Genomic DNA, 22,305 nt, shown 5'->3' with positions numbered 1-22,305 from the left:
CGGCTGTCCGTCGCAGGAACAACGTCACCGTCACCGGCCGTGCGGACGGGCCGGTGCTCATGCTGGCTCACGGATTCGGCTGCGACCAGAACATGTGGCGTCTGGTGGTCCCCATGCTGGTCAAGGACTTCCAAGTGGTGCTCTTCGACTACGTGGGCTCCGGCCGCTCGGACCCTTCGGCCTGGAGTGAGCAGCGCTACAGCTCGTTGGAGGGCTACGCCCGCGATGTGCTGGACGTCTGCGAGGAGCTGGACCTGCGGGATGTGATCTTCGTGGGCCACTCGGTCAGTGCCATGATCGGGGTGCTCGCAGCGTCCGAGGCACCACAGCGGTTCTCCCGCCTGGTCATGGTGGCTCCCTCACCCTGCTACATCGACGAGGGAGGGTATCGGGGCGGGTTCGGCGCGGACGATATCGATGAGCTGTTGGAGTCGCTGGAGTCGAACTACCTGGGCTGGTCAGCTGCGATGGCCCCGATGATCATGGGAAACGCGGACCGGCCCGAACTCGGCCAGGAGCTGACTGCCTCGTTCTGCGCGACCGATCCGGACATGGCTCGGGTCTTCGCCCGCACGACCTTCTTGTCCGACAGCCGCGAAGAGCTCAAGTCGGTGGCTGTGCCGACGCTGGTGCTGGAATGCAGGCAGGACGCGATCGCCCCCCGGGAGGTCGGTGCGTACGTCCATGACGCGATCCCCGGCAGCCGGCTGATCACGCTGGACGCGACGGGGCACTGCCCGCAGTTGAGCGCTCCGCAAGCCACCGCTGAGGCGGTCATCGACTTCATCGGTGAGGCCCGATGATGGGAACCACTGACCGGGATCCGGGTGGGGAGCAAGAGGCGGACACCACCGATGTGGCCTTCTCCGCACTGCTGGAGGACAGCGCGGAGGAGCTGTACGAGCAGGCTCCGTGCGGCTACCTGTCCACGCTGATGGACGGAACCATCGCGAAGATCAACACAACCCTGCTGGAATGGCTGGGCCTCTCCCGCCGGGAGGTGGTGGGTCGACTACGGTTTCCCGACCTGCTCACTGTGGGGGGCAAGCTCTACCACGAGACGCACTTCGCCCCGTTGTTGCAGATGAACGGCGAGGCCAGTGGCATCGCCCTGGACATCAAGACCGCCGACGGGCGGCGGATACCGGTGCTTGTCACCTCGAAGGTGAAGACCAGCGACGACGGCGAGCCGCTGCTCGTCCGCACCACGATCTTCGACGCCCGCGATCGCCGCGCGTACGAGACCGAGCTGCTGCGCGGACGTCAGGCGGCTGAAGAGGCGCGCCGACAGGCCGAGGCCGACCGCGAACGGCTCCAGGAAGCTCTTGCCGTCCTCCAACAGAGTCTGCTGCCCGCCGAGTTGCCCACGGTTCCGGGCCTGGAAGCCGCCTCCTACTACCACATAGCCTCTCCGGATCTTCTCGGCGGAGACTTCTACGACCTGTTCCCCCTCGGTGCGGACCGGTGGGCGTTCTTCCTCGGCGACGTGTGCGGCAAAGGCCCCCAGGCCGCCGCGGTCACCTCCCTGACCCGCTACGCGCTGCGGACAGCCGCTCTGCACGACCCGGACCCCGTCGGCGTGCTGACAACTCTGAACACCGTGCTTCACGAGCGATACGCCAGCGGCGAGGCTCGCTACTGCACCGCCGTATTCGGTGTCCTCCGACCTGGCAGCGACCACGTCGGCGTGCACCTGGCTTCCGGCGGCCACCCCCCAGCGCTGATCCAGCGCGCCGACGGCAGCGCGCACTACCTGCCCACCCCCGGGGGCATGCTCATCGGGGCCCTGCCCGAGGCGCAGTTCACACCCGCCAGTACCCAGTTGTTCTCCGGGGACACCCTGCTGCTCTACACCGACGGTCTGACCGAGGCCCGCACCGGACCCACACGCGAGCTCTACGGGGACGGCGCCCTGCGCACCTTCACCGGCGCTCAGCCGCCGGCGGGGCCACAGGCCCTGATCGCCGCGCTGACCGGACTGCTCACCAGCTTCGGCGATGGACTCGACGACGACACCGCGCTCCTCGCCCTCGGTATGCGCTCCCCTCTCCCACCCCCGCGAGTGCCGAACTGACATGAGCCCGCTGACCATCACTGCCCGAGACGCCGCCACCGGTCCCGTACTGGAGATCACCGGTGGCCTCGACCACAGGACGGCCCCCGAACTCCGCCCGGCTGTGGACCGCCTCGCCCTGGTTGCCGGGCAACTACTGGTCCTTGATCTGGCCGGTCTGGAATTCTGTGACTCCAGCGGCATTTCTGCTCTGTTGGCGGCACGCAACCTGACCACAGGACAGAGTGCCGGCATAGCCCTGGCCGCAGTCCCCGCCAACGTCACCCGGATTTTGCGCATCGTCGGCCTGGACCGCGTCTTCACCGTCCACCCCGACGCATCAGCAGCCACCAACCCCGACTCAACACCACGCTGATCGCCCGAATCGCGCGGGTGCCTGAGTGGGCCTTCCGGGCTCGCGAATGGGCCGGCACCGTCTCCACCCGTACCTACCCCGGAGCCGGCACCATCACCGGCGTCGCCGTGGACGCAACCTCCGTCGCCCAGTCCACGTCGTCGGTCAGCAAGTTCAGGAGGCCGGCGAGAACAGCCTCAGCGTCCTCGCCGCCGACCTCGGCCAAACCCACCTGACCCGGACCATGCGTCTGGTATCCGGCGCGCGGATCACCGTGCGGTGGGCCACCTGCGCGGCCGTGGCCCGCGAATCACCCGCTTGACGCATGCGGACGCCCGCGGACTTCGACTGTGCGAATGCGAAGGTGAGAATGCTGATCACGGCAGCCGGCCGCCGGGCAGCGCCGTGGTGTCCGCCGTGGGGCGCCGGGACGGGCTTCAGGGCCGCAGGAGGCGAGGACCGCGATGGGCGACGAGGCCGCTGACAAGCCGATGTGGCTCGACTTTCTCTGGCTCGAAGTGACCAACCGGTGCAACCTGCAGTGTGTGCACTGCTATTCGGATTCCCATCCCGAAAGCGGTTATCGCGACCTCCTGACCAGGGAGCACTACGAGAAGGTTCTTACGGACGCCTTCGAGCTCGGCTGCCGCAAGGTGCAGCTCATCGGGGGCGAGCCGCAGATGAGTCCGCACTTCGGCCATCTCCTCCGAATGGCAAAGGACACCGGGTACGAGTTCGTCGAGGTGTTCTCCAACCTCACCCACCTGACCGACGAGACCATCGGCTACGCGGCCGAGAACGGCATCCGCTTCGCGACCTCGGTCTACTCGGACGACCCCGAGGTGCACGACAGGATCACCAAGGTCAGGTCGAGCCACCGACGAACCGTTCGGAACATCAGCCGGCTGGTCGAGCGCGACATCCCCCTCCGCGCCGCGGTGATCACCATCGACCAGGGCGAGGTGGAGGCCGACCGTACGAAGGACTTCTTGAAGGGCCTGGGGGTCGACACCGTCAGGTTGGGGGAGATGCGGGAGTTCGGACGCGCCCAGGAGGTGATGTCGCAGAGTTCGCAGCTGTCCGGCCTGTGCGGGAACTGCTGGCGCGGCCAGCTCTGCGTGAGCCCTGACGGAATGGTCTACCCCTGCGTCATGGCGAGGGACTGGCCCGTCGGCAATATTCTGGAGCAGGACCTTTCGCAGATCCTCCGCGACGGCCTCCTGGACCGGACACGCCGCACGATCCGTGAGGAGGTGTGGATTCCCCGCCTCCAGGCCCATGCGAACGCCGAGGACAGGTGCTCTCCCGCGAAGACCTGCCCGCAGAACTGCACGCCGGACGTGCCCTGCCCGCAGAGCTGTACCCCGGACCATCCCATGTGCGCTCCGGACTTCTGCAATCCGTTCTTCTGTCCGCAGAGCTGTGAGCCGTTCCCCGAGGAACACTGATTTCCCCGAATACTCCCACGCGACCAGGTGAGGATCTGCGATGAACCAGCGAAATGCGTGTGGCCCGGAGCGCGACCCCGAGTTCTTCGAAGAACTGGAAGCCGTGTTCGCCAGACACCCGGAGGCCGCGGGCAGGTACTCCGTCCAGTGCACGCGACAGACAAGCCACGTGCTGAAGGTTGATTTCGCGAAACAGGTCGGGGTGTCCCGGATCGACGGCGGGCGAATCGTCACCGAGTTCCGTGATCGGGACTACTCCGCGGGGAGCATCGAGTGGTGGTGCTGCGAATGGGTACGGACGGACGGCGGCTTCCTGTGCGTGCGGTTCTGCGCCGACTGACGTTTCGTAGCGCAATGATCCGCGCGAAGTGATGCGAACCGCTCGGGATCCTCGGCCCCTCGCTGGTATCAGCTAGCGCGAGTACGACGGTCGGTTCCTGGGCTGTCCATGCCTGCGGGACCTTTGACCGTATGCAGGACGAGGGAGCTTTCGACGCTCTGGACGGCGGGAAGCCGGGACACGGTGTTGGTCAGATACTCGTAGAACCCCGGGACGTCGGGGGTGGATACAGCTGCGTACAGATTGCTGGTGCCGGTGATAGCGGCGGCAAAGGCCACCTCGGCATGGACTGCCAGCGCCCGGCCGGTGGCGGCGAGTTCAGCGGGTGGCACCGTCAGCCACAGCTGGGTGCGGATCGGCAGCCCGAGCCCTGCACGGTCGGTGTCGATGTCGAAGTACAGCACACCGCTGTCGCGCAGTTCGGCGATCCGGCGTTGCACAGTGGAGTGCGCCACCCCTGTTTCGGTGGCGAGCTGGTTGAGCGGTACGCGGCCATCGCCCCGCAACAAGGAGAGGATCCGGTGGTCGACGTCGTCCAGGTGGACGGGTTCGGCCGAGTGATCCGTCGGGGCGGTCTGCGGGGTCAGCTGCGCGGCCTGTTCGCGGGAGAGGGCGCCCCGCTTGGTGATCACACTGTCGGTGCGGCCGAAGAAGATGTGCAGCAGGCAGTGGGCGTTCAGGTCGAGGACCCGCGCGCTGCGGGGCAGCGTCTTCAGCAGCAGTTCGTCGGCAGGGGTGGGGGCGGAGGTCCGGCAGACCAGCTCGGTGCCGCCGGAAGTGCGGCCGATCCAGGAGGTGTCGGTCCGCCGGGCGAGGGCGGATGCGATGTCGCCTGCTGAGTCCGGGGTACAGCGGATCCGCACCAGCCACTCGAGGTGACCCAACCGGGAGGGATCGACCAGTCCCCAGATGCGCAGGGAGCCAGTCGCACGCAGCCGGGCATAGCGCCGCGCGACGGTCTGGTCGGACACGCCGATGACGGAGGCGATCCGGGAGAAGGGCGCCCGGGCGTCCAGGTGCAGGGCATGGAGGATCTGAAGGTCGATCTCGTCATAGCCGCCGGATTTCATCGAGACACCTCGGATCATGTCGGATCCGGCGATTTTAAGTCCGGTGGACGGGCCTGAGACCGGCCGGCGAACACGATGGGGCCATGAACTCGGATTCCCGGATACCAACAGAGAAGCCCGCCGTGCTGATCGTGGGCGGCAGCATCGTGGGGGTCTCGGCCGCGCTCTTCCTCGCTGCCCGGGGCGTCACCCCCGTCCTTGTCGAGAAGCATCCGGCGGTGTCGACGCGGTTGCGTGCCAAGCTGTTCTATCCGCGCACCATGGAGGCGTACCGCAGCGTTGGGGCGGACCAGGACGTGTACGCCGTCCAGCACCGTCTCCCGCCGGCCGATCACGCCGCGGTGGTCTCCTCCCTTGCCGGGGCGGAAGTGCGGCGCTGGCGTCTGCCGGCCGCGCATGATTTCAGTGACGTCTCGCCGAGTCCCAGCGCGTTCGTCAAGCAGGCCGACCTGGAGGAAGTGGCCCGCGCGCATGCCCGTACGGCCGGCGCCGACCTGCGTTTCGGCCATCGCTTTCTGCGCCTGAGCCGGCACGACGACCACGTCGTCGCCCACGTGCTCGACCCTGCCGGCGAGCCGTACACCGTGGAGGCCGACTACCTGCTGGCCGCGGACGGCAACAGCAGTGCCATCCGGGAGGGACTCGGTATCGGCCGCAGCGGCAGCAAGGCGGTCGCACACGTCATGGAGATCGGCTTCACGGCCGACCTCCGCCAGGTCCTGGACGGCCGCCGCCTCGCCCTGGCCTGGACCGGCCTGCCCGAGCGCGCCTTCCTTTCCTGGAACACCGCACAGGACCGCGGGACGGTGTCGGTGACGTACGACCCGGATGCTGCCGACCCGACGGCTGCGTTCGACACGGCGCGGTGCCACGACACCGTGTCACGCGCGCTCGGGCTACCCGCGTCGCGTTTCACGGTTACCGGCACCCGGTCGTGGCAGATGGGCGGCTGGGTGGCCGATTCCTACCGCGCCGGCCGGGTGTTCCTCCTCGGAGACGCCGCCCATGTCACCCCGCCAACCGGTGGCTTCGGCGCCAACACCGGTATTCAGGACGCCTGGAACCTCACCGCCAAGCTGGTATCCGTACTGCGTGGCGATGCCGATCCGGAACTGCTGGACGACTATGAGCCCGAGCGCCGGGCGGTGGCCGGACTCACGGTCGAACAGGCGCTGCTGCGCCTCGGAGGCCGCGCCGAAGCGCCGGCCGGCAGTCGTCGGCTGCTCAGCGAGGCCGCGGTGGCGATCGGCTACCGCTACCGCCTGCCCGGCGACGACCAGGGGCACGGCCTTCCGGAGGCGGACGAGCCGGGCCGTTGGCGAGGCGAGCCCGGCACCCGGCTGCCACACGCGTTTCTCACTGGCAGGTACGACGGCCTCTCGACGCACGACCTCGTCCGCGACGGCCGTTACCTGCTGCTCGCCGGGCCCGAAGGGCACCGTTGGGCAAGGGCTGGGCGCGAGCTGGACCCACGAGGCGCCTTCCTCGGCGTGGCCCTCCTGCCCCGGCAGGCCGGTTCCGCGACAGCACGGCCGGCCGACGCCTGCGGCATCGGCGACCACGGTGCGATGCTGGTCCGTCCCGACCACGTGATCACCTGGCACACCACCCGCGCCACTCCGAACACCACGGCAGCTCTGGCCGAGCTCACGCGAAGGGCCCTCCGGCCGGCCCGGCTCTGTCGCAGCATGACGGGGCGGCGGTGCTGACTACGCGAAGCCGGCCACGTCGGCGCAATCCTCGATTCGGGGCACGAGAGTCCAACACGCTTTCCACATGTTCGTCCGGGGGCCCGGGGAGGGCCGGGTCTGTCCTGACCTGGGGTCTCGCGAGTCGTCGGTGGGTGCTGGACGGCGCTGAACGCGGGTGAATGAGACCAGACTTATCAGCGCGTGCCGCGAACGGTGGCGCGGCCGGATGGCTCGTCTTCGAGGCGGAGCTACGTCGCGGCCGGTACTGAGCCTGCGGGCGACCGCGAAGAGGAGCGGAAGCCGGTCAGCCGGCGATGCCCGGGACCATCAGGCCGGACTCGTACGCGATCACCACCGCATGGGTCCGGTTCTGCGCGCCGAGCTTGGTCAGCACGTTTCCGACGTGGGTCTTGACCGTCTCCAGACTCACCGTGAGGGACTCCGCGATCTCCGGATTGGAGAGCCCGGTGGCCATCAGGCGCAGCACCTCCTCCTCCCGGCCGGTCAGCCCGGCCTGCGGCAGGGCTTCGTCGGATCCCAGCGGGCGGGCGGCAACCATGCGGCCCAGTGCGGCCGGGAAGAGGACCGCTTCGCCCGCCGCCACCACCTGTACCGCCTCGGCGATCCGGCGGACCGGGAGGCGCTTGAGGACGAAGCCGCTGGCGCCCGCGCTGAGGGCGGCGGTGACGTAGCCGTCGTTCTCGAAGGTGGTGATCACCACGACCTTCGGCGGGTCGGCCGCTTCGGCCAGCAGTTGGCGGGTGGCCTCGATCCCGTTGCGACGCGGCATCCGGACGTCCATCAGGACCACGTCCGGCCGCAGGCTCCGCGCCCGTTCGACCGCCTCGACGCCGTCGGTGGCCTCGCCGACCACCGTGATCCCCGGCTGTGCGGCGAGCAGTATGCGCAGGCCGCTGCGGGTCACCTCGTCGTCGTCCGCGATCAGTAGGGTGACGGCGGGGCTGGTGACGGCGGGGCTGGTGACGGCGGGGAGGGCCGTGCCTTCGGCCGCGTCGGATCCACTCACGCCGAGACCCGTACCGGCAGCCGGACGGCCAGCCGCCAGTGCTGCGTCCCGTCCGGGCCGGCCTGGAACTCACCGTGCAGCAGCCGGACGCGCTCGGCCAGTCCGGGCAGACCGTGACCGGAGGTCGGGAAGGCCCCCGGGCCCGGGCCCGTCCGTGCCCCGGTCCGGTTGACCACCGTGAGATCCAGTTCGTGCGGCCCGGCCGCCACTCGGACCTCGATCGGGCCGCCCGCCCCGTGGCGCAGCGCGTTCGTCAGCCCCTCCTGGAGAATCCGGTACGCCGCCCGGGAGAGCGTCCCCTGCACCTGCGCCAGCTCGCCCGACAGCTCCGGTTCCACCACCGCCCCCGCGTGCCGCAGTCGCTCCAGCAGCCCGGGGAGGTCGGCCAGGGTCCGGGTCGGCGCTGTTCCTGACTGTTCCTCGCGCAGCACTCCGAGTACGTAGTCCAGGTCCTCCAGCGCGGCCCGCGTCGACTCCTCGATGCTGCGCATGGCTGCCCGCGCCGCCGCCGGGTCGGCGGAGAGCACCTCGCCCGCCACCGCCGCCTGGATGGTGGCCGCCGTCAGCGTGTGCCCGATCGAGTCGTGCAACTCGTGGGCAATCCGGTTGCGTTCGGCCAGCAGCAGTTCCCGCTCGGCAGCCAGCGCGAGCCGTTCGGCCGCCGAGGGCCCCAGCAGCCGTGGCGCCGACCACCGCAGGGCCTTCGTCACCAGTACGCAGACGGCCACCGCCAGCAGAATGCACACGGCCGCCACCACCCAGCTCCACCCGCCCGACACCCGGACCGACGTGCCGAACAGACTCGCCCGCGCCTCGCCGCCGAGCCAGTTCCCCGGCAGGGAGAGGCCCATGATGAACAGCACCCCGCTCGCCAGCGCCCCCGTCCACCCGACGGCCACGTGCAGCACCAGCCAGAGCGGGGTCCGCCAGCGGTCGAGGCCGAGCGAACCGGAGGTCCGGCGACCGGCCACCGGATCCGGCAGCGGCACCCGCAGCAGCCGGCGGGCGGACACGACCAGCGCCCGCCGTACGGGACGCGCCAGTCCGACCACGCCGACCAGTACCGCCCAGACCAGCAGGACCAGGACCAACTGCACGCTCTCGGGAGCGGATCGCCACGACAGCGCCGGCAACAGGGCGAAGGGCAGCAGCGGAAGGCTCGCCAGCGCGCCGCAATAGGCGAACAGCACACCCGAATACGTGGAGCCGCGCAGCAGCGGCCGAATTCCCCTGATCATGGTCGCCAGTATTGCCGGGCAGCCCACCAGCAGCCTCCCCCGATCGGGGGAGCGATTTCTCCCGCCTTCCCGCGATGCGGTCAGAGGGCCCTGGGAACCAGGATCGTGCCCCGGCCAAACGATTCCCCAGGAGTTGACTGATGCATGCTCAGACCCGGCAGGGCCTTCGTTCCTCGACCCGGCAGCAGGGCGGCAGGCGGCGACGAGCCATGTCGGCCGCGACCGCGGTGGCCATCGGCGTCATGACGCTGGGCGCCCTTGCCCCGCCCGTCGCGTCCGCCGCCGATTCCGCCACCCCCGCTGCTGCCGCCGCCACGCCGGACGCCGTCCAGCAGGCCCTGAACACGCTGGTGCGCGACGACGGGATGCCCGCAGCGCTGGCGAGCGTCAAGGACCGTGACGGCCGCACCCGCACCTACACCGCAGGAGTCGGCGACCTGACCACCAACTCGAAGGTGCCCAGGGACGGCCAGGTGCGGATCGGCAGCAACACCAAGGCGTTCACGGCGGTCGTGGTTCTGCAACTGGTCGGCGAAGGGAAGATCGCCCTCGGCGCCGACGTCGACACCTACCTGCCCGGTCTCGTCCGCGGGAAGGGGATTGACGGGCGCCGCATCACCGTCCGCCAGCTCCTCCAGCACACCAGCGGACTCCCCGATTACGGCATGCACATCGGCGACGACGAGATCAGGAACCGGTACTTCGAGCCCCGCGAGCTGCTCGACATCGCCCTCCGGTACAAGGCCGATGCGGCTCCGGGCGAGACGTGGGGGTACAGCAACACCAACTACCTCCTGGCCGGCCTGATCGTCCAGAAGGTCACCGGCCGCCCCCTCGCCGAGGAGATCGACCGGCGCATCATCAAGCGCATCGGGCTGCGCCACACCTACTTCCCCACCCCCGGCGACAAGACCATCCGAGAGCCGCACCCCCAGGGCTACCACCGCAACCCGGCGGACGGACCGCTGCGCGACTTCACGGAGATAGATCCCTCCGCAGGCTGGGCCGCAGGCCAGCTGATCTCCACCAACTCCGACCTCAACCGCTTCTTCACCGCGCTCCTCGCCGGCCGCCTCCTCCCGGCGGCCCAGCTCGCCGAGATGCGCACGACCGTCCCCGCCGGAACCTCCGGCCTCCGCTACGGGCTGGGGCTCACGAGCAGGCCGCTGTCCTGCGGCGGCGTCTACTGGGGCCACGGCGGCGACATCCCGGGCTACGAGACCCGGGGCGGCGTCACCGACGACGGCCGCGCCGTCAACGTCGCGGTCACCAGCATCCCGACGGACGAGGCGGCCGCGCAACACGTGAAGGACGCCGTGGACAGGGCCCTGTGCGGCTGAGGCACGCCACCCGGCCCGGGTCCGGCTCGCCGGGTCCGGGCGACCCGAACGAAGATCCAGCAATTCCCGAGGAGTTGACTCATGCGCATGTGTGGACAGACACGGCAAGGACTTCGGCGGCGACGGGCTCTGTCAGCCGCAGCCGCGCTGACCATCGGCGTTATGACGCCGGGCGTCCTGGCGGCGCCTCAGGCCTCCGCCGCCAGGCAGGATTCCGTCCAGCGGAGCCTGAACGCGCTGGTGCGCGACGACGGGATGCCCGCCGCGCTGGCGAGCGTCCAGGACCGGAACGGCCGCACCCGGACCTACACCGCAGGAGTCGGCGACCTGGCCACCGGCGCACCGGTACCCGTCGACGGGCAGGTGCGGATCGGCAGCAACACCAAGACCTTCGTCGCGGTCGTCGTCCTCCAGCTCGTCGCGGAGCGGAGGGTGGACCTGGACGCCTCCGTCGACACCTACCTGCCCGGCCTCGTCCGCGGGAACGGGATCGACGGGCGCCGCATCACCGTCCGCCAGCTCCTCCAGCAGACCAGCGGACTCCCCAACTACACCAACTACCTCGGGGACGACGTCCGTTACTACACCCCCCGCGAACTGCTCGCCACCGCCCTCCGGCATCCGGCCGACTTCGCCCCCGGGAAGAGATGGGCATACAGCAACACGAACTACATCGTGGCCGGCCTGATCGTCCAGAAGGTCACCGGCCACCCACTTGCCAAGGAGATCGACCGGCGCGTCGTCCAGCGCATCGGGCTACGCCACACCTACTTCCCCGCCCCCGGTGACGCGAGCATCCGGGAGCCCCACCCCCACGGCTACTACCGGGAATCCGCGGACGCGCCGCTGCGCGACATCACGGAGATCGACCCCTCCTGGGGCTGGGCGGCAGGCCAGCTGGTCTCCACCGGCTCCGACCTCAACCGCTTCTTCAGCGCACTGCTGGCCGGTCGCCTCCTGCCCTCGTCCCAGCTCGCCCAGATGCGCTCCACCGTCCCCGCCGAAGCGACCTTCGGCCCCGGTGCCCGCTACGGACTTGGACTCGTCAGCAGGCCGCTGCCGTGCGGCGGCCTCTCCTGGGGCCACGGCGGCAGCTTCCCGGGGTACGAGACCCGGGGCGGCGCCACCGACGACGGCCGTGCCACCAACGTCGCGGTCACCATGCAGCTCACCGACGAGGCGGGCCGGAGGAATCTCGAACGCGCCGTGGACACCGCCCTGTGCCGCTGAACCCCGCCGAGGGCGTTCCGTGAGTAGAACGACCGACGCCGCGAGTTCAAGAACACCAAGTCGCGTGCCGGTCAGTCCTCGGAGCGGGCCGCGCTGATCTATCGGCACTCGGACCAGGAGCGGCAGAAAGAGGTGGCCTCGGGGCTGGACTCGATGGTCAATCGGGAACGGCAGAAGGGCACCACCGGTGCCGAGGATCATCCAACGGGCACGCAACGGGCACAAGAGTCTGAGATCGGTCCGGACAACACAAAGGCCCGGGTTGGGGATCGTGTCCCTGACCTGGGCCTTGACTGGTGGGGCGAGTGACGGGAATCGAACCCGCGCTCTGAGCTTGGGAATCGCCCAGCACTTTGACGCGCACACGGTCTCTGAAATGCGAGAACGACCGACGACGGCCCGGCTCTGGCTACCTCGTCGGAGCCCTTAGACCGTGTCCTATGTGGGGTGGCTCGTTGGGCACGTCATGGGGCGGGGTACGTGGAGTTGGATTGTTCCGGACGGGCTATGGGAGATCGCGGAGCCGCTGATCCCGCCGTCGAAGGTACGGCCGCAGGGCGGCGGGACGCAGGACACGCCTGATGAGACGCTGTTCGCCGCGATCATCTATGTGCTGGTCAGCGGATGCGCCTGGCGGGCGTTGCCGCCGTGCTTCGGGATATCGAAGTCGACGGCCCACCGCAGGTTCCTGATCTGGTCAAGAGCCGGTGTGTGGGGCCGGCTCCATGAGGAGATCATGCACCGCCTGGACGACGCCGGCCTCCTCGACCTGTCCCGTGCCGTGCTCGACTCCGCCCACGCGAGGGCTAAAAAGGGGGCGAACTCACAGGTCCGAGCCCCGTGGACCGAGGTAAGCCGGGTTCCAAGATGCACGTCCTGTCGGACGCGAACGGACTGCCCCTCCTCGTCGGTCTTTCCGCGGCGAACACCCACGACAGCCTCGCGCTGAAGCCCATGATCACCGGGCACCAAACGAGACACGACCCCCACCGCGGCCGCTACTTCAAGCCCCAGCGCCTCCACGCGGACAAGGCATACGACATCCCTCACCTGCGCAAATGGCTATGGGGCAGGCACATCGGGGTGCATATCGCCCGCAAGGGAGTCGAGTCCAGTGAACGGTTAGGCCGCCACAGATGGGTCATCGAACGCACCATGTCCTGGCTCACCGGATACCGCAGACTCAACCACCGCTACGAACGACAACCCCGCAACTACCTGGCCTTCCTCGGCCTCGCAGCCACCCTCTGCTGCTACAAACGACTCGCTCGACTCACCACATAGGACACGGTCTTAGCCCCGGGCGCGAAGGTGTCTCCCCGGGCGCCCACCCAGCTGAGGTGGTAGCCCGAGTCCTTGAGGATCCTCAGCAGGTTCGGCTCGTGCGGCTTGAGCCGGTAGGTCAGCGTGCGGCGTCGCGCGGTGTGCGGGTATCAGCCGGACAGGAACGACGGCTTGCTGGGGGACAGGCCGGGTGCTGTACGTACGCTTGGGGGAAGTGGCTGCCACGCGCCGCGAGGGCGTCCATATGCGGGGTATGGGCGATCGGGTTGCCGGATGCTCCGATCGCGTCGGCGCGCATCTGGTCGGGGGTGAAGACGAGGAAGTTCGTGCGGGGCACGAGGGGGCCTTTTGACCGTTCTGGCCCGCGCCGTCGCGCGCGGCGAGGCCGGCTCCGGTGCGCTCACGCCGCGCGTGGCCACCGTCGCGGTCGATCTGCTCCGCAACGAGTACGCGATCAACGGAGTCACCAGGGTTCCCGACAGCACCGTGATCGAGATCGTGGACCAAGTATTCCTGCCCCTGGTCCGCGGACACGCCTGACCTGGTCAGTCACACGAGCCGCCCCAGGGGTCCACCTCGGAGGAGATGAAACATCAAGGCCGTCCCCCGGAGAAGAAGGACCAGAGCACCAACCAGAAGATGAAGGGCCGTCGGGGCGGCCGGCCCCTCACCCACGACACCGACCTGCACAAGGAGCGCAACACCGTCGAGCGTCTGATCAACCAGCTCAAGGTGTGGCGCGGGATCGCCATTCGCTACGACAAGACCCCCCGAGGGCTACCAGGCCGGACTCCCCTGCGGGCCTCCATGATCTGGATCAAGCACCTCATGCGAACCACTCAATGATCACGACCCACTGCACGCTCCAGTAGCGCAGGTCACACGAAATGCGTCTCAGGATTTGAGATTACATGCCGTCAAGCCCTCGGCGTCGCCCGGTAAATGCCCATCGGCCGGTGAATTTCGCGTAGTTAGGGCACGCGGAGGGCACGACTACCCGCAAGAGGTCTGGACAACAAACAAGGCCCTGGTCTCCGACCAGGGCCTTCGTCATGGAGCGAGTGACGGGAATCGAACCCGCGCTCTGAGCTTGGGAAGCTCATGTTCTACCATTAAACTACACTCGCGCAGCGATCTTCCCGGAGGGAATCGCATCGCCGCCACTCTACCTCATGCCCAGCCGCACCCGGTGTCCGTGTCCCGGCGGTGCGGGCCCCGGGCGGGTGTCGGGGGCGTTGGCCGTTTGTCCGGTCCAGGGTGTTTCCGGCCCGCTCCTGGTGTCGTCCCCCTCGCCCCGCCCCGTCCCCGGTTACGCCGTGTCGGTCGGTGGGGGACTGTCCGTACAGCCGTCCGGTTCGAGGGGTGTCGGTCTCGTTTTCGGGTGGGGATCCCGCTGCCGGGTGCGGAAGTTGGGGCGTACCGTGGCCGATCGGAGTGCCGGTTGGAGTGGTGTCCTGTACATCCCCTAATGTGGTGTTTTCTCTCGTCCGCGCTTCATGGGGAAGGGACTTGATGGATCCGATGGAACGCACTGTCGTCCGCTGTGCCGAAGGGCACGTGTTCAGTACGGGCTCGTTCCCGTTGCAGCAGCTCGGGACCGAACGGATCGGGCCCGGGCGGCTCATCCGGTGTCCGCGCTGTGCCCGGTTGCGGCACGCCGTGCCGGTCGGGCTGGAGCAGCAGTAGCCGTAGCGGGCCAGTAGCCGTAGCGGCCAGTAGTCGTAGCGGCCGGTGGCCGTGACGGGTCGGCGGCGGTGGGCGGCAGGCCGGCGGCGGGATCGTGGCAGGTCGGCGGCGGTAGCTGTGGCAGGTCGGCGGCGGTAGCCGTGGCAGGCCGGCCGAAACACAGGTAGTGGCAAGATCAACTGGAGTCGGAGGAGTGGCTCCGGGCGGGTGCGTCGTCCGTGGTGCGGGGTGTGCGGGTCGGCCGATTGGGGCGGGGCCGCGCGGTCCCCGTATCCTCGGGGCGTGCTTCTCTCAGACAAGGACATCCGGGCCGAGATCGACGCCGGGCGCGTGCGCATCGATCCGTACGACGAATACATGGTGCAGCCCTCCAGCATCGACGTGCGGCTCGACCGCTACTTCCGGGTGTTCGAGAACCACCGGTATCCGCACATCGACCCCGCGGTCGAGCAGGCGGATCTGACGCGCAAGGTCGAGCCGGACGGGGACGAGGCGTTCATCCTGCACCCCGGTGAGTTCGTGCTCGCCTCCACCTACGAGGTCGTCACGCTGCCCGACGATCTCGCATCCCGTCTCGAAGGCAAGTCCAGCCTCGGGCGGCTCGGGCTCGTGACGCATTCGACCGCCGGGTTCATCGACCCGGGTTTCTCGGGACACGTCACGCTCGAACTGTCGAACGTCGCGACGCTCCCCATGAAGCTCTGGCCCGGGATGAAGATCGGGCAGCTCTGCATGTTCCGGCTCACCTCGCCGGCCGAGCACCCGTACGGCAGTGAGCGGTACGGGTCGCGCTACCAGGGCCAGCGCGGGCCGACCGCCTCGCGGTCCTTCCTCAATTTCCATCGGACCCAGGTGTGATATCCAGCCATGAGTGACGTACGCGAGAACCTGACATACGACGGTTTCGGGCATGCGGTGCGCGAGCTCGCGCAGACCATCGCCGACGACGGCTATGAGCCGGACATCGTGCTCAGCATCGCGCGCGGCGGCGTATTCGTGGCCGGTGCGCTCGCCTATGCCCTGGACTGCAAGAACATTCATCTGGTGAACGTGGAGTTCTACACCGGTGTAGGGACCACGTTGGAGATGCCGGTCATGCTGGCGCCCGTCCCCAACACAATCGACTTCTCGGCCAAAAAGGTACTCATCACCGATGATGTCGCCGACACCGGGAAGACCCTCAAACTGGTCCACGACTTCTGTGTTGGCGCCGTCGCCGAGGTGCGCAGTGCCGTGATCTACGAGAAGTCGCAGTCGCTGGTGAAATGCGAGTACGTATGGAAGCGCACCGACGAGTGGATCAACTTCCCGTGGAGCGTCGAGCCGCCGGTCGTGCGGCGCGAGGGCCAGGTGCGGGACGCCTGAGCGGAATCCTGAATGCGGGGGAATGGTGAAGGATTCGGGTGCTGACCGGCACTCGAATCCTCTCGCCGGGGCCCTCTCCGGGCCTCTCCGTCTCTGATATGTCTCCGTTCTGTACCTGTTGTTTGTGGCGCAGTGGACTTGTTATTCCGCTGACGGGCTGCTCGGGGCTCTGAGTTCCGCGAGGTTTGTCCGGCTTTCTGGCTTGTTGCGGCCGGGATGTTGCGCGGTTCGTGGCGGCAATACGCCCCATCGGTCCGAGAGTTCGCAGGTGTGCCGTCTCCGATCGCCCGGGGTATGTAACGGGTCCGTTAGGGGCGTGTGAGAGGCTTTCCGGTCGGTGGTCGCCTTAATGCCGGGCTGTCCGTCTCGTGCCGATCTCGTGTAGACCCACGAATGCGGACGCGCCATCAGCCACAGGAGTGCGGACTCCGTTGATTCCGCCGGATCACGGTGTAACGCATCATGGTGTTCTGCGAGAACGTGAGGGGTTGGCCATGCGGACGTCATTAGATTCGACGGGACCTGAAGCCAGGATCCCGGTCGCCATCCACGCGTCCGACCCGCTCTCGCTGGCAGGAGCTACCACTCAGCTGCGCCAGCAGCCGGCCATTGAGCTGGTCGACGAGGCGAGCGGACGGCCGGGAACGGTGGCGGTCCTGCTGGCGGATGCGCTGGACGAGCCCACCCTGTCGCAGTTGCGGCGGCTGGTACGGATCGATGGCACCCGGGCCGTCCTCGTGGCGGGCCTGATCCGCGAGGCGGAACTGCTTCAGGTCATCGAGAGCGGCGTCGCGGCCATTGTCTGGCGGCACGAGGCCACCGGGCACCGGCTCCTGCAGGCGGTCATCGCTGCCTCAAGGGGCGAGGGAGACCTCCCGTCCGATCTGCTCGGGCGGCTGATATCCCAGGTAGGTGCTCTCCAGCGCAAAGCCACCAGCTCACCGGGGGCCCCCGCTTCGGGGCTCTCCACGCGTGAGCTGGAGGTGCTGCAGCTGGTGGCCGAAGGCATGGACACGGCTGAGGTCGCGCGCAAGCTCTCGTACTCGGAACGCACCGTCAAGAACGTGATGCACGGCCTCACGACCCGGCTGCACCTGCGCAATCGGGCCCATGCCGTTGCTTATGCCTTCAGGGAGGGCTATATCTGACCATTGCAGGACGGGTCCCGGCTTGTGGCGATCAACCGGCCGGTGCCCTGCTGGTCGTTCCCCTCGGTCCTCAAGGGCAAGCTGTACTGCCCTTGAGGACCGAGGGCGTTGTCCCCGTACCGTCCCTCCCACACCTGGGGTGCCGGTGCGCCCCCGGTGCAGGATGGCGGTGCGGACCCGCGACCCGGAGCGGGTGACGCCTGTGACACCGGCACCAGCGAAGGGCGCGACAGTGATCCACGAGGTGGACGAGGTCCTGAAGGGGCTGCTGTCCGGCGGCGCCCTGGCGGGGACCGGAGTGGACATCGCCTTCGAGGCCCCGACCCGCGACTGGGCGGCCCGGCGCAACTCACCGACGATCGACGCCTATCTGTACGACATCCGCGAGGACGTCAAGCGGCGTGAACGCGGCGCCATCGCGGTCAAGGACGAGCGCGGTGTGGTGCTGAAGCGGCGCCAGCCGCCGCGTTGGTTCCGGCTCTCGTATCTCGTCACGGCCTGGACCAAGCAGCCCCAGGACGAGCACCGGATGCTCTCCGCCGTACTGGCCACCCTGCTGCCCCGCGAGGTGCTGCCGCCGGAGGAGCTGACCGGGGCGCTGGCCGAGCTCGGGCTCACCGTGCCCATGACGATCGCCGGGCTGCAGACCGACGCACGGTCGTTCGCAGAGATCTGGTCCGCGCTGGGCGGCGAGCTCAAGCCGTCGCTGGACCTGGTCGTGACCGCGCCCTTCCCGGCGTTCCCCGAGTACGAGGTCGGGCCGCCGGTCACCGAGGGCGCCGGGGTGCGGGTACGCGGCACGGACGGCACCCTCGACGACTCGCAGCAACGGGATCATCAGCCGCGCCACTTCGCCCGGACCAGCGCGCGCCGCCGTCCGGGCGTCATGGGCACAGCCACGGACGCGAGCCCGGCCGCGAGCACGGGCACGAGTACGGGTACGAGCACGGGAGCGCAGCCCGAGTGACGACGGACACCGACCTCGGCCGTGAAGCCGAATCCGAAGCCGGAGCCCGATCCGGAGCCGGGCCGGAAGCCGGGCTTCGGCATGGCACCGGTCCCGGCGCCGACGGGGCCGTCGCCGCGCTGATCGCCCGGCTGGGGCTGCTGCGTGAGCGGGTCGCTGAGCTGGTGGAGTCGCGCAGCGCCACCGACCCCACCGCCGCCGATCCGCTGCGCGGGCTGTATCTCTCCGACGAGGCCGTCCAGCATCTCCTCGGGTCCCGTGACAGGGCCGGGGCCGCTCACCGGGACCACGGGGACGTTCCCCCTGTGGATGCCCGCATCGGCACCGATGAGAGTGCTGACGCGCGCACCGGCCAGGGCCCCCTCGCGTCCGGTGGCGCCGACCGGCTGCGCCGTCTCACCGGCCGGCTCGGGCTCGGACCGCTGGACGAGGCGATCCTGCTGCTGGCCCTCGCCCCCGACCTCGACCGCAGCTTCGAGTCGTTGTACGGCTACCTCAACGACGACGTCAGCCGCCGCCGTGCGACCGTCGGGCCGGCCATCGAGCTGTGCGGCCTGCCCGTGCACGACGCCGGTGCCCGTGCCCGCTTCCACCCCTCCGCGCCGCTGCTCGCCCTGGGGCTCGTCCAGGTCGAGGAGACCGAACGCCCTTTCCTCAGCCGGTCGTTGCGGGTACCCGACCGGGTCATCGCCCATCTGCTCGGTGACGACACCCCGGACGCCGCGCTCGCCGGACAGGTCACGCTGCTGCGGCCCAGCCCCGTGGAGTCCGTGCCGCCGGACGGCTCGCTCGTCGAGCAGCTGGCCGGGCGGCTGACCACCGGCCGGCTGACGGTGTACCTCCGCGAGGAGCGGGACGGCGACGGCCTCTCCTGCGCCACCGCCGCACTGGCCGCCGCCGGTCTGGAGGCCCTGCACTTCACCCCCGGCCAGGGCCCCTCCGGCGACACCGCCGCGACGGATCCGGCTGCCCCGTATCCGGCCCCGGGCGAGCAGGGCGTGCCGGGGCTCCTCGCCGATCTGCTGCGCGAGGCCCGGCTCCGCGACTGCCCCATCGTGGTGGCCCCGGTACCGGCGAGTCCGGGCCCGCTGCTCCGGGCGCTGATGGCACAGGGCGCGGCGTCGGCCACGGCACAGGGCAGCACCCCGCACGGCGTCTCCGTACTGCTGGCCGGCGGGCGTCCGTACGATCCTGACTGGTGCGGCCGGGACCCGCTGGTCCTCGACGCCCCCCGGCAGCGCTCCGGCGATCTCGATGCCTGGTCGGCAGCGCTCGGGCCGGCGGGCGGGCCGGGCTCCCTCGGCTTCGATCTGGCGCCCGTCGTCGCCCCGTACCGGCTGGGCGGCGACCGCATCCGCCGGACCGCACGCGCCGCGCTGGACCTCGCCGCTTTCGACGGTACGGAGTTGACCGCCGCGCATCTGCGGCTCGCCGCCCGGCAGCAGTCCGCGTCGGGGCTCGAGCAGCACGCCCGCCGGATCAGGCCCGACGTGGGCTGGGACGATCTGGTGCTGCCCGAAAAGCCGTTGGCGCAGCTGCATGAACTGGCCCTGCGGGCTCGCTACCGCGACCGGGTGCTCGGCGACTGGCGGCTGAGTGCCGGCGGTGGGCGCGGGCGGGGAGCGCTGGCGCTGTTCGCGGGTGAGTCGGGCACCGGGAAGACGCTGTCCGCCGAGGTCGTCGCCGCCGAACTCGGCCTGGATCTCTATGTCGTTCAGCTCTCGTCCGTGGTCGACAAGTACATCGGCGAGACCGAGAAGAACCTGGAACGGATCTTCGCCGAGGCCGACCGTACGGACGCCGTGCTGCTCTTCGACGAGGCCGACGCCGTCTTCGGCAAGCGCTCGCAGGTGACCAGTTCGAACGACCGCTACGCGAACCTGGAGAGCGCCTATCTGCTCCAGCGCCTGGAGTCCTTCGACGGCATCGTGCTGCTCACCACCAACCTGCGGGGCAACATCGACGAGGCGTTCACCCGGCGCCTGGACCTGATCGTCGACTTCCCGTTCCCGGACGCCGCCCAGCGGCTGGCGCTGTGGCAGCACAGCCTGACGCATGTGCCGTGCGTGGACGGCATCGATCCGGGCCGGTGCGCCAAGGAGTTCGAGCTGGCGGGCGGTTCGATCCGCAGCGCCGTGGTCACCGCCGCGTACGCGGCTGCGGGCCGGAACTCGCCGGTCACATCGGCTGACCTGCTGGCGGGCGCGCAGCGCGAGTACCGCAAGGCCGGGCGGCTGGTCCTGGACGAGGGCGGCTGGTGAGCGGCGGCGATGGCGGCTGGTGACGCCCCGGACGGTGAACGGTGGCGGCTGGTGACGCCAGGACGGTGAACGGTGGCGGGCGGCGGGTTCTCACCCGCCGCCCGCTCCTTCATCACCCGCCGCTCACGGTCCCGTCCTGCTCCGGACAGGACCGGACGGGATCACGAGTCCTTGGGGATCTGGATGAAGGACCACTCATGGGCGTCCGGGAGGTCGCACTGCCCGATCATGAGCTCGTTGTCGTCGTTGGTGCCCTGCTGGTTGTCCGGGCCGTTCTGAGTCGTCTTCAGGCAGAGGTCGTTGCTCGCGTAGTTGCGGATCAGGTAGTGGTCGTCGCGCTGCTTGTCCAGCCACCACAGCTGGTTGTCGGCCTTGGTGCCGTCGCAGGTGAACTCGGCGAGCCCGGTTCCGGTCGGCCTGGGACCCATCTCGCCCAGGTCCATGCAGAGGCGGTCCTTGATGTTGCGCATCTGGAAGAGGCTGTTGTTGTTCGGGCCGCCGTGCGGGTAGCGCACTTCCAGGTCCCAGATCTGGTTGTCCGCGTCCGTGGGGTTGCAGTCGTTCTCGATGACCCAGCCGTTGATCTGGCCCTTGTCCCTGCCGGGGAGTTCGGCGCAGAGCTTGGTCCCGTCGTTCTTGATCAGCACATGCTTGGCGTTCGCCGGATCGGGCTTCTTCTTGGGCGCGCCTCCGCCGCCTCCACCGCCTCCGCTGCCACCGCCGCTGTCGCCGGCGTTCGGGTTCGGAGCGGACGGGGTCGGCGGGGGCGGCGGGTCGCTCGCGGGTGGCGGCAGGCTCTGCGTGGGCGTCGGCGCGGGGATGGCACCTGCCTGCTCGACCTTGGCGGTGGCGCGGGTGGCGACGGTGGGCTTGTGGGTGAACCAGTACATGACGAAGACGATGGCGATGGCCATGAGGATCGCGAAGAAGGTGGCGAGCCAGCGGGGCAGTACGCCGCGCTGGACGTAGGTGCCGTCGACGTCGAGCGGTTTGGTGCCGGAGCGCTGGATGCCGAGTTTGTACGGGCGGTCCTGCTTGCGGCCGAACCAGATGATCTGGCGGGGGCGGAGGGTGGCGCGTACGAAGGCGGCGCGGCCGGGTTCGATCTGGACGTTGGCCGGGAGGATCTCGTACGAGAGCTGGTCGCCGTTCTCGCTGCCGTTGATCGACGCGGTGAGCTTCGTGTTGCCGAGGTTGTCGATCGCGAGCTTGGGGCGTCCGCGGAACCGGCCCTTGACGGTGTGGGGTACGAGTTCGGCGCGGACTTCGGTGAACGGGGTGATGGTGACGTTGCCCTCGGGGACGGTGGTCGCCTCGGGGTGTTCGGTGGGGATGACCTGGACGCCGTACGGGTTGGGTCCGGCGATGGCGTCGGGGGTGCGCGGCGGGGCGAACGTGAGGTCCACGGTGCCGGTGGTGCCGGGGAAGAGTCGGATGGTCGGTGGTTCGACGGTCACGTACGGGGCCAAGTCACCGACGGGTACGCACCGGTACTCGTCGACGACGTCGCCCGTGTTGCGCAGCCGTAGCCGCACGGTGGCCGTACTGCCCGGGTCCACCGTGGTGGAAGCAGGCTCCAGAGAAGTCCAGATGCTCACGCGCCGGACACTAGTCAGCGCCATGATGCCGTGTCACCAGGCTGCGGGGCAGGGCCATTGCCCCGGACGGCATTTCCGGCTGCCCTTCATGGCCGTCACGGGCAGCGGTCGCGGCTCCACGGGCACCGGTTGTGGCTCCCGGGGGCAGCCGCTCCGGGCAGCGGCCCGTGTCCGGGCGGACACCCTCGGTCCGGACGGCCGGGC

20 protein-coding genes, 1 tRNA gene and 1 pseudogene are annotated in these 22,305 nt (G+C 69.4%); 16 read left to right on the top strand and 6 right to left on the bottom strand.

All coding sequences use genetic code 11. The features are described from left to right. The first annotated feature begins 59 nt into the window (after window positions 1-59). From OG210_RS13415 to OG210_RS13395, 5 genes are all read left to right on the top strand, one after another. A complete protein-coding gene (locus tag OG210_RS13415) occupies window positions 60-803 on the top strand; it encodes an alpha/beta hydrolase (protein ID WP_328329288.1) in 744 nt (247 codons plus the stop codon). Continuing rightward, window positions 800-2,074, top strand: coding sequence for a SpoIIE family protein phosphatase (locus tag OG210_RS13410; protein ID WP_328329290.1), 1,275 nt, complete (start codon window positions 800-802; stop codon window positions 2,072-2,074). Before OG210_RS13415 ends, OG210_RS13410 begins: the two co-directional genes overlap by 4 nt. A 1-nt stretch (window position 2,075) precedes the next feature. Next, a complete protein-coding gene (locus tag OG210_RS13405; protein ID WP_371536599.1) occupies window positions 2,076-2,429 on the top strand; it encodes an STAS domain-containing protein in 354 nt (117 codons plus the stop codon). A 443-nt stretch (window positions 2,430-2,872) separates the two neighbouring features. Continuing rightward, window positions 2,873-3,856 (top strand): radical SAM protein, encoded by a 984-nt coding sequence (locus tag OG210_RS13400; protein ID WP_328329294.1) that lies wholly within the window; start codon window positions 2,873-2,875, stop codon window positions 3,854-3,856. Window positions 3,857-3,896: 40 nt separating this feature from the next. Further along, on the top strand, window positions 3,897-4,196 hold the full coding sequence (locus OG210_RS13395) for a hypothetical protein (protein WP_328329296.1): 300 nt from the start codon (window positions 3,897-3,899) through the stop codon (window positions 4,194-4,196). 68 nt (window positions 4,197-4,264) lie between these two features. Here OG210_RS13395 and OG210_RS13390 read toward each other — a convergent pair whose 3' ends face one another. Beyond that, complete coding sequence (locus OG210_RS13390) at window positions 4,265-5,284, bottom strand: Lrp/AsnC family transcriptional regulator (protein WP_371536596.1); 1,020 nt, start codon at window positions 5,282-5,284, stop codon at window positions 4,265-4,267. Window positions 5,285-5,349: 65 nt separating this feature from the next. Here OG210_RS13390 and OG210_RS13385 point away from each other — a divergent pair, with 65 nt between their 5' ends. Next, entirely contained in the window at window positions 5,350-6,975 is a 1,626-nt protein-coding gene (locus tag OG210_RS13385) for an FAD-dependent monooxygenase (protein ID WP_328329301.1), read from the top strand. A gap of 286 nt (window positions 6,976-7,261) precedes the next feature. Here OG210_RS13385 and OG210_RS13380 read toward each other — a convergent pair whose 3' ends face one another. Both OG210_RS13380 and OG210_RS13375 read right to left on the bottom strand, forming a co-directional pair. Further along, a complete protein-coding gene (locus OG210_RS13380) occupies window positions 7,262-7,984 on the bottom strand; it encodes a response regulator (protein ID WP_371536594.1) in 723 nt (240 codons plus the stop codon). Then, window positions 7,981-9,222, bottom strand: a complete 1,242-nt coding sequence (locus OG210_RS13375) for a sensor histidine kinase (RefSeq protein WP_371536591.1) — start codon at window positions 9,220-9,222, stop codon at window positions 7,981-7,983. Before OG210_RS13375 ends, OG210_RS13380 begins: the two co-directional genes overlap by 4 nt. Before the next feature lie 140 nt (window positions 9,223-9,362). Between OG210_RS13375 and OG210_RS13370 the strand changes: the two genes are divergently transcribed. From OG210_RS13370 to OG210_RS13360, 3 genes are all read left to right on the top strand, one after another. Further along, a complete protein-coding gene (locus OG210_RS13370; protein ID WP_328329307.1) occupies window positions 9,363-10,562 on the top strand; it encodes a serine hydrolase domain-containing protein in 1,200 nt (399 codons plus the stop codon). Window positions 10,563-10,649: 87 nt separating this feature from the next. Then, the gene (locus OG210_RS13365; protein WP_371536587.1) at window positions 10,650-11,792 is read left to right on the top strand and encodes a serine hydrolase domain-containing protein; all 1,143 of its coding nucleotides are present in this window, start codon (window positions 10,650-10,652) and stop codon (window positions 11,790-11,792) included. Between the two features lie 466 nt (window positions 11,793-12,258). After that, window positions 12,259-13,076, top strand: a protein-coding gene (locus OG210_RS13360) for an IS5 family transposase (protein ID WP_371540277.1) whose coding sequence is annotated in 2 segments (ribosomal slippage) — window positions 12,259-12,601 and window positions 12,601-13,076 — 819 coding nt in all. Because the reading frame shifts where the segments join, the coding sequence is not laid out codon by codon here. 118 nt (window positions 13,077-13,194) lie between these two features. Here OG210_RS13360 and OG210_RS13355 read toward each other — a convergent pair. Next, entirely contained in the window at window positions 13,195-13,413 is a 219-nt protein-coding gene (locus OG210_RS13355) for a sulfatase-like hydrolase/transferase (protein ID WP_371536584.1), read from the bottom strand. Between the two features lie 11 nt (window positions 13,414-13,424). Between OG210_RS13355 and OG210_RS13350 the strand changes: the two genes are divergently transcribed. Next, window positions 13,425-13,616 carry a hypothetical protein gene (locus OG210_RS13350; RefSeq protein WP_371536581.1) on the top strand — a complete coding sequence of 64 codons (192 nt, stop codon included), beginning with the start codon at window positions 13,425-13,427 and terminating at the stop codon, window positions 13,614-13,616. A gap of 66 nt (window positions 13,617-13,682) precedes the next feature. Beyond that, window positions 13,683-13,922 (top strand): annotated as a pseudogene (locus OG210_RS13345) (IS5/IS1182 family transposase); the annotation flags it as partial. A 207-nt stretch (window positions 13,923-14,129) separates the two neighbouring features. Here OG210_RS13345 and OG210_RS13340 read toward each other — a convergent pair. Next, a tRNA-Gly gene (locus OG210_RS13340) sits at window positions 14,130-14,203 on the bottom strand. Between the two features lie 841 nt (window positions 14,204-15,044). Here OG210_RS13340 and dcd point away from each other — a divergent pair. The 5 genes from dcd (at window position 15,045) to OG210_RS13315 (ending at window position 20,503) form a co-directional block, all read left to right on the top strand. Continuing rightward, window positions 15,045-15,620 carry a dCTP deaminase gene (gene dcd, locus OG210_RS13335; protein ID WP_164262529.1) on the top strand — a complete coding sequence of 192 codons (576 nt, stop codon included), beginning with the start codon at window positions 15,045-15,047 and terminating at the stop codon, window positions 15,618-15,620. A 9-nt stretch (window positions 15,621-15,629) separates the two neighbouring features. Continuing rightward, entirely contained in the window at window positions 15,630-16,127 is a 498-nt protein-coding gene (locus OG210_RS13330; RefSeq protein WP_371536578.1) for a phosphoribosyltransferase, read from the top strand. A 494-nt stretch (window positions 16,128-16,621) separates the two neighbouring features. Next, window positions 16,622-17,275: a response regulator transcription factor gene (locus tag OG210_RS13325; RefSeq protein WP_328329314.1), complete on the top strand. Its 654-nt coding sequence runs from the start codon at window positions 16,622-16,624 to the stop codon at window positions 17,273-17,275. 232 nt (window positions 17,276-17,507) lie between these two features. Next, window positions 17,508-18,242, top strand: a complete 735-nt coding sequence (locus OG210_RS13320; RefSeq protein WP_371540276.1) for a DUF4255 domain-containing protein — start codon at window positions 17,508-17,510, stop codon at window positions 18,240-18,242. Further along, window positions 18,239-20,503 carry an ATP-binding protein gene (locus OG210_RS13315; protein ID WP_371536574.1) on the top strand — a complete coding sequence of 755 codons (2,265 nt, stop codon included), beginning with the start codon at window positions 18,239-18,241 and terminating at the stop codon, window positions 20,501-20,503. Before OG210_RS13320 ends, OG210_RS13315 begins: the two co-directional genes overlap by 4 nt. Window positions 20,504-20,664: 161 nt before the next feature. On the opposite strand, the gene OG210_RS13310 is transcribed toward OG210_RS13315, so the two are convergent. Further along, the gene (locus OG210_RS13310; protein WP_371536571.1) at window positions 20,665-22,101 is read right to left on the bottom strand and encodes an RICIN domain-containing protein; all 1,437 of its coding nucleotides are present in this window, start codon (window positions 22,099-22,101) and stop codon (window positions 20,665-20,667) included. Between the last annotated feature and the right edge of the window lie 204 nt (window positions 22,102-22,305).

Origin of the sequence: Streptomyces sp. NBC_00466, assembly GCF_041433995.1 — a bacterium.
Lineage (GTDB): Bacteria > Actinomycetota > Actinomycetes > Streptomycetales > Streptomycetaceae > Streptomyces.
This window is presented reverse-complemented; position numbering and strand designations above follow the sequence as displayed.

Bases quoted from the DNA above. Each gene is read 5' to 3' on its own strand.
- OG210_RS13415 (WP_328329288.1), top strand. From the start codon at position 60: ATGCTGGCTCACGGATTCGGCTGCGACCAGAACATGTGGCGTCTGGTG.
- OG210_RS13410 (WP_328329290.1), top strand. From the start codon at position 800: ATGATGGGAACCACTGACCGGGATCCGGGTGGGGAGCAAGAGGCGGAC.
- OG210_RS13405 (WP_371536599.1), top strand. From the start codon at position 2,076: ATGAGCCCGCTGACCATCACTGCCCGAGACGCCGCCACCGGTCCCGTA.
- OG210_RS13400 (WP_328329294.1), top strand. From the start codon at position 2,873: ATGGGCGACGAGGCCGCTGACAAGCCGATGTGGCTCGACTTTCTCTGG.
- OG210_RS13395 (WP_328329296.1), top strand. From the start codon at position 3,897: ATGAACCAGCGAAATGCGTGTGGCCCGGAGCGCGACCCCGAGTTCTTC.
- OG210_RS13390 (WP_371536596.1), bottom strand. From the start codon at position 5,284: ATGATCCGAGGTGTCTCGATGAAATCCGGCGGCTATGACGAGATCGAC.
- OG210_RS13385 (WP_328329301.1), top strand. From the start codon at position 5,350: ATGAACTCGGATTCCCGGATACCAACAGAGAAGCCCGCCGTGCTGATC.
- OG210_RS13375 (WP_371536591.1), bottom strand. From the start codon at position 9,222: ATGATCAGGGGAATTCGGCCGCTGCTGCGCGGCTCCACGTATTCGGGT.
- OG210_RS13370 (WP_328329307.1), top strand. From the start codon at position 9,363: ATGCATGCTCAGACCCGGCAGGGCCTTCGTTCCTCGACCCGGCAGCAG.
- OG210_RS13365 (WP_371536587.1), top strand. From the start codon at position 10,650: ATGTGTGGACAGACACGGCAAGGACTTCGGCGGCGACGGGCTCTGTCA.
- OG210_RS13330 (WP_371536578.1), top strand. From the start codon at position 15,630: ATGAGTGACGTACGCGAGAACCTGACATACGACGGTTTCGGGCATGCG.
- OG210_RS13325 (WP_328329314.1), top strand. From the start codon at position 16,622: ATGCGGACGTCATTAGATTCGACGGGACCTGAAGCCAGGATCCCGGTC.